The 8072-nt window shown below is 69.5% G+C and carries 11 protein-coding genes; 8 read left to right on the forward strand and 3 right to left on the reverse strand.

Annotated features, from left to right (window positions below):
* The coding region (locus tag KDH83_RS27945; RefSeq protein ID WP_212321719.1) for an AraC family transcriptional regulator at window positions 1-371 on the forward strand (371 nt) is incomplete at its 5' end.
* Here the strand turns inward: KDH83_RS27945 and tam are convergent.
* Window positions 299-1063: a trans-aconitate 2-methyltransferase gene (tam, locus tag KDH83_RS27950; RefSeq protein ID WP_212321720.1), complete on the reverse strand. Its 765-nt coding sequence runs from the start codon at window positions 1061-1063 to the stop codon at window positions 299-301. The two genes, KDH83_RS27945 and tam, sit on opposite strands and share 73 nt — an antisense overlap.
* A 149-nt stretch (window positions 1064-1212) precedes the next feature.
* On the opposite strand from tam, the gene KDH83_RS27955 reads away from it, so the two are divergent.
* On the forward strand, window positions 1213-1905 hold the full coding sequence (locus tag KDH83_RS27955; RefSeq protein WP_249205404.1) for an alpha/beta hydrolase: 693 nt from the start codon (window positions 1213-1215) through the stop codon (window positions 1903-1905).
* A 22-nt stretch (window positions 1906-1927) separates the two neighbouring features.
* Here the strand turns inward: KDH83_RS27955 and KDH83_RS27960 are convergent, their stop codons facing one another.
* Window positions 1928-2914: a TerC family protein gene (locus KDH83_RS27960; protein ID WP_103276028.1), complete on the reverse strand. Its 987-nt coding sequence runs from the start codon at window positions 2912-2914 to the stop codon at window positions 1928-1930.
* 135 nt (window positions 2915-3049) lie between these two features.
* Here KDH83_RS27960 and KDH83_RS27965 point away from each other — a divergent pair, with 135 nt between their 5' ends.
* The 3 genes from KDH83_RS27965 to KDH83_RS27975 all read left to right on the forward strand — a co-directional run bounded on the left by KDH83_RS27965 (window position 3050) and on the right by KDH83_RS27975 (window position 5220).
* Window positions 3050-3943 carry a LysR substrate-binding domain-containing protein gene (locus KDH83_RS27965; protein ID WP_212321722.1) on the forward strand — a complete coding sequence of 298 codons (894 nt, stop codon included), beginning with the start codon at window positions 3050-3052 and terminating at the stop codon, window positions 3941-3943.
* Window positions 3944-4026: 83 nt separating this feature from the next.
* The gene (locus KDH83_RS27970) at window positions 4027-4431 is read left to right on the forward strand and encodes a hypothetical protein (RefSeq protein WP_212321724.1); all 405 of its coding nucleotides are present in this window, start codon (window positions 4027-4029) and stop codon (window positions 4429-4431) included.
* 183 nt (window positions 4432-4614) lie between these two features.
* Window positions 4615-5220, forward strand: coding sequence for a hypothetical protein (locus tag KDH83_RS27975; RefSeq protein ID WP_349291682.1), 606 nt, complete (start codon window positions 4615-4617; stop codon window positions 5218-5220).
* A 10-nt stretch (window positions 5221-5230) separates the two neighbouring features.
* Here KDH83_RS27975 and KDH83_RS27980 read toward each other — a convergent pair whose 3' ends face one another.
* Window positions 5231-5632, reverse strand: coding sequence for a hypothetical protein (locus KDH83_RS27980; protein ID WP_212321725.1), 402 nt, complete (start codon window positions 5630-5632; stop codon window positions 5231-5233).
* Window positions 5633-5779: 147 nt separating this feature from the next.
* On the opposite strand from KDH83_RS27980, the gene KDH83_RS27985 reads away from it, so the two are divergent.
* From KDH83_RS27985 to KDH83_RS27995, 3 genes are all read left to right on the forward strand, one after another.
* On the forward strand, window positions 5780-6655 hold the full coding sequence (locus KDH83_RS27985; RefSeq protein WP_212321727.1) for a hypothetical protein: 876 nt from the start codon (window positions 5780-5782) through the stop codon (window positions 6653-6655).
* 1 nt (window position 6656) lies between these two features.
* A complete protein-coding gene (locus KDH83_RS27990) occupies window positions 6657-7232 on the forward strand; it encodes a YdcF family protein (RefSeq protein ID WP_212321736.1) in 576 nt (191 codons plus the stop codon).
* A 30-nt stretch (window positions 7233-7262) separates the two neighbouring features.
* On the forward strand, window positions 7263-8072 hold an 810-nt coding region (locus tag KDH83_RS27995; protein ID WP_212321744.1), incomplete at its 3' end, for a histone deacetylase family protein.

Consider the following 8072-nt stretch of genomic DNA (forward strand, 5'->3'; position numbering starts at 1 on the left):
CCGCCCACCCGCGCCTGCGCGAGATCGCCGACGCGCTGGCGGCGCGGCCCGACGACCGCGCCCCCCTGGCCGACTGGAGCCGGCGCGTGGCGATGAGCGAGCGCACGCTGGCGCGGCTGGTGCGCCAGGAGGTCGGCATGAGCTTCGGCCGCTGGCGCCAGCGCCTGCACATCATCCTGGCGCTGCAATGGCTGTCGGAGGGCTTGTCCGTGCAGCGCAGCGCCGACCAGCTGGGCTATGAATCGGTAAGCGCCTTCATCACCATGTTCCGCAAGGCGCTGGGCACCACACCCGCCCGCTACTTCGCCCCGGCGACGATGAACAGGCGCGGGAACGGCAGCAGCACGGTGCCGTCCGACAGGGCCGGATAGGCGCGTTCGATGCGCGCCTGGTATTCGGCCAGGAAGGCCTGTTGCTCTGTCGGATCCAGCGGACCCAGGTAGGGCCTGAGCGCCGTGCTGGTGAACCATTGCACCACCGCCGCCGCGCCGGCCAGGGGATGGTGATAGATGGTGCGCCACACATCGAGCCGGCCGCAGACCGGCTTGAGCAATTCGTAGTACCAGGCGGCGCTGTGGCGCGGCGGGTGCTTGACCGCGCCGATCCTGGCGGCCCAGGGACCGTCCGCCGCGACCTCGCGCGCCAGCCGGTGCGCCGGCTCTTCCATGTTGTCCGGGGTCTGCACCGCCAGGCTGCCGCCCGGCGCCAGCTTGCCCACCAGGCGCGGATAGAGTTCCTCGTGCCCCGGCACCCATTGCAGGGAGGCGTTCGCCAGGATCACGTCGTAGCCTCCCGGCGGATTCCAGGCCCCGATGTCCGACAGTTCGAAGGCCAGGCCGGGCAGGCGCTTGCGCGCCGCGTCGATCATGTCCTGCGAATTGTCCGTGCCGCTGATCGCGGCGTCCGGATAGCGCGCGGCCAGCACCTCGGTGGAGTTTCCCGGGCCGCAGCCCAGGTCCACGGCCCGCGCCACGCGCTCGTTGGGCAGGGCGGCGACCAGGTCGCGCACCGGGCGGGTGCGTTCGTTCTCGAAGGCGGAATACTGCTTGGCTGACCAGTTCATGGCGGCTCCGGAATGGTGTCTGCGTGCCCTGCGCACTCTACGCCCGCAACGCCCGCGCCACAAATACCCGGATCGCGCCTCATCCATATCGGCCGCGTATGGCGCGCCCGCCATGCCACAATGCGCCCACGCTCACACCGGAATCCCGCATGACCGCGCTGGTACTCCTGCCCGGCATGGACGGCACGGGCGATCTGTTCGCGCCCTTGCTGTCCGCGCTGCCTCCCGCCTTGCGGACCATTGTCGTCCGCTACCCCTGCGACCGGCCGCTAGGCTATGCCGAGCTGGAGGCGCACGCGCGGCGCGCGCTACCCAAGGACCAGCCTTTCGTGCTGCTGGGCGAATCGTTCTCCGGCCCCATCGCCGCGGCCATCGCCGCCGCTCCGCCGCCCGGCTTGCGTGGGCTGATCCTGTGCGCGACCTTCCTGCGCAATCCCCGGCCGGAACTGGGCTACGCCCGATTCCTGGCCGGCCTGCTCCCGGTATCGCTGCTGCCCGGCGCCCTGCTCGTCCGCATGCTGCTGGGACCGCGCGCCGATCCCGGCCTGCGGACCCAGCTGCTGGACGCGGTGTCGCGGGCCGAGGATAGGGTCATGCGCGCGCGGCTGCGGGCCGTGATGGACGTGGATGCCGGCCCCCTCATGAGCGGCGTGACGCTGCCGGTGCTGTACCTGCGCGCGCGCGACGATCGCGTGGTGCCGCGCCGGGCGGGGGACCATGTCATGGCCCTGATCCCGCAGGCGCGACGGGTCGAGATCGCCGCGCCGCACTGCCTGCTGCAAACCGCGCCGCAAGAAGCGGCGCGGGCCATCGTGGACTTCATCGGGCCGACGGCCCCTTGAGGGGCCGCCGGTCCTCGCGGAATCAGCCCGCCTGCAAGGCCGCCTTGCGCGTCTTCCACAGCGAGAACAGCACGCCGCCCAGGATCAGGCCGAAGGTCACGCTCAGCGACAGGGCCGCCGGCACCTTGCCGATGAAGCCGACCAGGAAGATCTTGCCACCGATGAACACCAGCACCAGGGCCAGCGCGTACTTCAGGTAGTGGAAGCGGTGGATCATCGCCGCCAGCGCGAAGTACAGCGCGCGCAGGCCCAGGATCGCGAAGATGTTGCTGGTGTACACGATGAACGGGTCGGTGGTGATGGCGAAGATCGCCGGCACCGAATCCACCGCGAACAACAGATCCACGAACTCGATCAGCACCAGGGCCAGCAGCAGCGGGGTGGCCCAGCGCACCTTGCGCGACGTGGCCGGATCGTTCTCGTAGACCCAGAACGCATTGCCGCGCAGGCCGTCCGTCACGCGCATGCGGCGCTTGAGGAACTTCAGGATCGGGTTGCTGGCGATGTCCGGCTCCTGGTCGGCGATCAGCCACATCTTGATGCCGGTGAACACCAGGAACGCGCCGAACAGGTACAGCAGCCAGCCGAAGTTGCTGACCAGGGCCGCGCCCAGGCCGATCATGATGGCGCGCAGCACGATCACGCCCAGGATGCCCCAGAACAGCACGCGGTGCTGGTACTGGCGCGGGATCGCGAAGAAGCTGAAGATCAGCGCGATGACGAAGACGTTGTCCATGGACAGCGACTTCTCGATCATGAAGCCGGTGTAGTAGGCCATGCCGCTGGCCGCGCCCATCTGCCACCACACCCAGGCGCCGAAGATCAGCGCGGCGGTGATGTAGCCGGCCGAGAGCAGCAGGCTTTCGCGCACGCCGATCTCGCGTTCGTCACGGTGCAGCACGCCCAGGTCGAAGGCCAGCAGCGTCACGACGATGCCCAGGAAGAGCAGCCAGCTCCAGGCTGGCGTGCCGAGGAAGTCGGCATTGAAGAAGGTCAGCAGGGTTTCCATATGTGTTCCGCTTGGGTCTGAAATCTAAGATCCGAAGGCGCTCATGATCCGGATCCGGGCCTGCTTGAGAAATCAGCTGGAAATTGAGTTAAGGTTCGAAAAAAGCGAAGTATTGGAAATACCGGATCCGTCCCCATGCTGAATTACCGCCATCTGTACTACTTCTGGATGGTCGCCAAGGAAGGCGGCTTCTCCCGCGCCGCCGAACGGCTGGACATGGCCATCCAGACCATCAGCGCCCAGGTGCGCGAGCTGGAGCGCAACCTGGGGCACCAGCTGCTCAAGCCGGCCGGACGCGGCGTGGCCCTGACCGACGCCGGCCAGGCGGCCTTCGCCCGCGCCGAGGAAATCTTCCAGATCGGCCAGGGCCTGGCGCAGGAAGTGCGCACCGCCGCCACCAAGCCGGTGATCCGGCTGTCCGTGGGCCTGTCCGACGGCATTTCCAAGCTGGCCGCGCACGCGCTGCTCGGCCCGGTGCTGGACACGCCAGACCTGCGGCTGACCTGCCACGAAGGCGAGTTCGAGGAACTGCTGGGCGAACTGGCGCAGCATCACCTGGATCTGGTGCTGGCCGGCCAGGGCGCGCCGACCAATCCCAACCTGCGCCTGACCAGCGACCGGCTGGTGTCCTCGCCGGTGGACTGGTATGGCCCCTCGCGCCTGCTGCGGCGCGCCGACGTACAGGCGTTTCCGCAGTCGCTGGAGCGCCTGCCCGTGCTGCTGCCCACCGGCCACTCGGTGCTGCGCCAGACCCTGGACCGCTGGTTCCGCGAGCAGGGCATCCATCCCAACGTGGTCGGGGAATTCGAGGACAGCGCGCTGATGTCGGTGTTCGCCGCGCGCGGCCTGGGCGTGTTTCCGCTTAGCCGGCTGGGCGGCGACGACATCGGCCTGCTGCGCGGCCTGCGGCCGCTGGCCCGCTGCGACGCGGTCCACGAGGAGATCCACGCCATCCGCAATCGCCGGGGACAGAACCATCCCCTGGTGCGACGCATCCTGGAGCAAGCCAAGACTTCGGTTTTTTCTTAACGTTTGTCACATTATCGCTGTTTTTTCGGAAATAGAATCGGCTCTATCCTGGTGGCTTTTCCGCACTCTGGAGTACCGTTTTCATGAAGAAAATCATCTGGATCGCTTTCGCCACGCTGGCCGCGCTGTGGACCGGATTCGTCGCCCTGACCCTGCAGCTGGCCAACTGGGTGCTGTCGCTGATCGCCGGCTCGCAGGTGCCGGGCGCCGCCGCGCTGGGCACCGCGCAATGGAATCCGCCGGCCTGGGCCGCGCCCTGGGTCGATCCTTCCTGGCTGAAGGGCCTGCAGGAATCGCTGGTGTGGGCCGTGCAGGGCCTGAACCAGATCCTGCCCGCGGCCGGCGGCCTGGGCACCTGGATCTCGGTGCTGGGCTGGATCTTCTGGGGCTTCATCATGGCCGCGCTGCTGGTGCTGGCGCTGATCCTGCACTGGCTGGCCGGCAAGCGCCAGCAGGCCGACCAGGCCGGCGGCCAGGTGGTGGGATAATGCCCTGGCTTGCGGTCGCCCGCCGCCGGCGCGGGCACGCGCTGGCAGCGGGCCGCAAGCGCTGAATTCAGCCACACGGGGAACGAATCATGGATGCGGAAGATGCCATCAGGGATTTTGTCGAAGGCAGGATCGACCTGGGCGCGTTGCGGACCATCACCCAAGTCGCCTGAGGAGGAACCCGTGAACACGACACCCGCCCGCCTATGCCTGCTGGCCACGGCGCTGGCCGCCGGTCCCGCGTCGGCCCTGAGCATCGCCCCCGCCTATGGCGTCATCGTCTGCACCGTGGCCGGCACCTCCGGCCAATACAGCGTGCGCGTGGAAAATACCGGCGCCGTGCCGCTGGCGCGCGCCGACGTGACCGGCGTGCGCCTGGACGCCGGCGGGCATGCGGCCGGCGAGATCGAGGTCAGCCTCACCGACATCGCTCCCGGGAAATATGAAACCGCCGTCCTGGCCCGCCACGGCGAATCGGCCGCGCTGGTCAGCATCGCCACATACCAATCGATGAACGACCAGCTGGTCCGCGAAGAAGAGCTGTACGCCGGCAAGGTCGCGCACGTGTCGCCCGGATCGGCGCTGCAATACACGCTGGCGCCACTGGCGACGCGCGGCTGGACGGTCGCCTATGGCACCGCGCAATCGCCGACGCTGAAAACCGGCGCCGCCGTGCTGCTGGCCTACCCGGCGCGCAGCGGCAAGAAGATGGAATCCAGCCCGCAGGCGGGGCGCACGCCGACCCGCGTGGAGCCGCTGAACCCCTGCCCGGGACCGCGCCGTCGCTGAATCGGCCCGCTCAGGCGCCAGCCAGCAGGTCGCGCTCGTTCAGCAGCGCATAGACGATTTCAGGGCGGTTATCGAAGCTGCGGCGGATCGCCGCCGGAATCGCCGAGCGCGTCTTGCGGCACAGGCCGGGTTGCTCATCCAGCTGGATGAAGATGCCGCGCGTGGTGCGTACCTCGTTGTCGCTGGGCAGGATCCGGACCACGATGCCCAGCTGCGCCCGCAAGCGTTCCTGCATGCCGCGCAGGTCGGCCAGGCTGGCCAGGTTTTCCAGCCGCGCGATCAGGCGCTTTTCCTCTTCCTTGGTGAGCCGCAGCACGCGGATGTCGGCGGCGGGATCGGCCAATAGCCTGTCGCGGTCGCACACACAGGCGCCCGGCGGGCATTCTTGGCGGATCGGAAACGGGAGATTCATGGCGGGCGCGGGCGGTCTGGCCGGTATCGGCCATTCTACTCACGATCGCCGCGTCGGCCCGGCGGCGCGGCCCCCCGGTAATACCCGTAAGGCCGGCGCGCCGCTGCTGCATAATGCAGGCCATCCGACCGACACGGGAGCAAGACCTTGAAGCGCACCCTTCTGGCCACCGCCATCCTCGTCCTGCTCCTGCCCGGCGCATACGCCGGCGCGCGCGATCACACGTACCAGATCAAGCCCGGCCTGACGGCGGTCGTCACCGTGTCGGGGCAGGACCGGCACACAGTCTCGGCGCGCGTGGGCAAGGGTCCCGTCCAGCAACTGGCCGTCATGGACGACGAAGCAGTGGATGTGTTCGAAACGCCCGACATCGACCACGATGGTTACGCCGACCTGGCCATCGGCCAATCCGGCGGCGGCACGCAGGCACGCATGCGCCTGTTCCTGTATCGCCCGAACGAGGGACGCTACCAGGAGATCCGCCATCCGGCTCCCGAGGCCAGCCCCTGCCATGGCTTCGTCAACCCGGTCTTCGACGCCGGCAAGCCCGCCTTCTCCACGGGTTGCCGATACAGCGCCGACAACCTGGGAGAGGAAAGCTACACCGTGCGCCCCGACGGCACGGCCGTTCCCGTGTCCTGGAGCACGCAGGTCTGGTTCCCGCAGGCAAGCGCGAAGGTCGACGCCCAGTACGAGTTCCACGGCGACGGCACGGTGGCCCGAATCCTGCTGGAAGGCGAAGGCTCGCCGTTCGACGGCGGCGACAACGTGACGCCCTTCGACCGCGTCGACCTCTATGACGCGCCCGACATCAAGAACGGCCCTTCGACGCAGCTGCGCTCAGGCGAGCGGTATGACGTAGTGGCGCTGCGACCGGCGGGCTGGCTGCAGGTGCGCCTGCCCGGGCAGAAGGACGCCGCGACGCTCAAGTGGCTGCGCTACGTCGATCTGGTCATCGACAGGCACGGTCGCGCGGCGCCCGCGCAGGACGCCGCCCCGGCGCCAGATCGGCAGGCACGCTGAGTTGAAATCCTTCCGACGACGCCTCGCGCGCGGCCTGGCTGTCCTGGCCACGTTCGTCGTGCTGGCCGCCTCGATCCTGGCCGCCGTCGGCCTGCTGGCGCCAGCCGGTCCCGCGGACGTGGCCGTGGTGCTGGGCAATACGGTCGCGCCCGACGGCCGGCCCTCGCCACGCCTGGCCGCGCGCCTGGACCGCGCCTATGACTGCTACGCCGCCGCGCAATGCCGCATCCTGTTCGTCAGCGGCGGCGTGGACGCGGCCGGCGCCGACGAAGCCGCCGTAATGCGCGACTACCTGATCGGCCGCGGCGTGCCCGCCGACCGCATCGTGGCGGACAGCGCCGGCGTCGATACCTGGGCCACGGCCCGCCACGCCAGCGCCTACATGCGCGAGCATGGCTATGTCCGCGCGCTGGCCGTGACGCAGTATTTCCATGTGCCGCGCACCATGCTGGCGCTCAGGCGCCACGGCATCCTGCAAGTGGGCGGCGCGCATCCGGCCTATGCCGAGCCGCGCGACCTGTATTCGCTGCTGCGCGAGCTGGCCGCCGTCGCCTTCTATGCCGCACGGCCGCTATAGTGGCGCATTCCCCAACGACAGAGCGTTACCGTGCTGATCTTCCACAACCCCGTCCATCACCGCCACGCCGGCCGCCAGGAAATGTTCCGAGGCAAGCTGGTGCCTTGCCATGAATCGCCCGCGCGGCTGGAATTCGTGCTGCAGGCGCTGCGCCAACGCGGCATCGGCGAACTGCGCGCGCCCGCGCCCGCCGACATGGCGCTGCTGGGGCGCGTGCACAGCCCGCGCTACCTGGATTTCCTGCAAGGCGCGTGGCAGGAGTGGATCGCGCTGGATCCGGCCAACGCCGAACTCGACGTGCTGCCGTCCGTCTGGCCGGTGCGGGGTTTCCGCCATGACGTGACGCCCGCCAACTTCGCCGCGCGCGTCGGCCTGTATTCGTTCGACAGCGGCTCGCCGCTGACGGCCGGCACCTGGGACGCCGCGCTGGCCGGCGCGGCCTGCGCCATCGACGCGGCGCGTGCCGTGGGCGGCGCGGGCGGCGCGCGCGCGGCCATGGCGCTGACGCGTCCGCCCGGCCATCACGCCGGCCCGGACTTCTTCGGCGGCTACTGCTTCCTGAACAACGCGGCCCTGGCCGCGCAGGCGCTGCGCGAGGCCGGCGCCGCGCGCGTCGCCGTGCTGGACATCGATTACCACCACGGCAACGGCACCCAGACCATCTTCTATGAGCGCGGCGACGTGCTGACCGTGTCGGTGCACGGCGATCCGCTCACCGAGTATCCGTTCTTCCTGGGACACGCCGACGAACGCGGCGCGGGCGCCGGCGAGGGCTGCAACCTGAACCTGCCGCTGGCCGCCGGCACCGGCTACGCCGGCTGGCGCGAGGCGCTGCGCGCC

Origin of the sequence: Achromobacter sp. Marseille-Q0513, assembly GCF_018195695.1 — a bacterium.
Classification (GTDB): Bacteria; Pseudomonadota; Gammaproteobacteria; order Burkholderiales; family Burkholderiaceae_B; genus Achromobacter.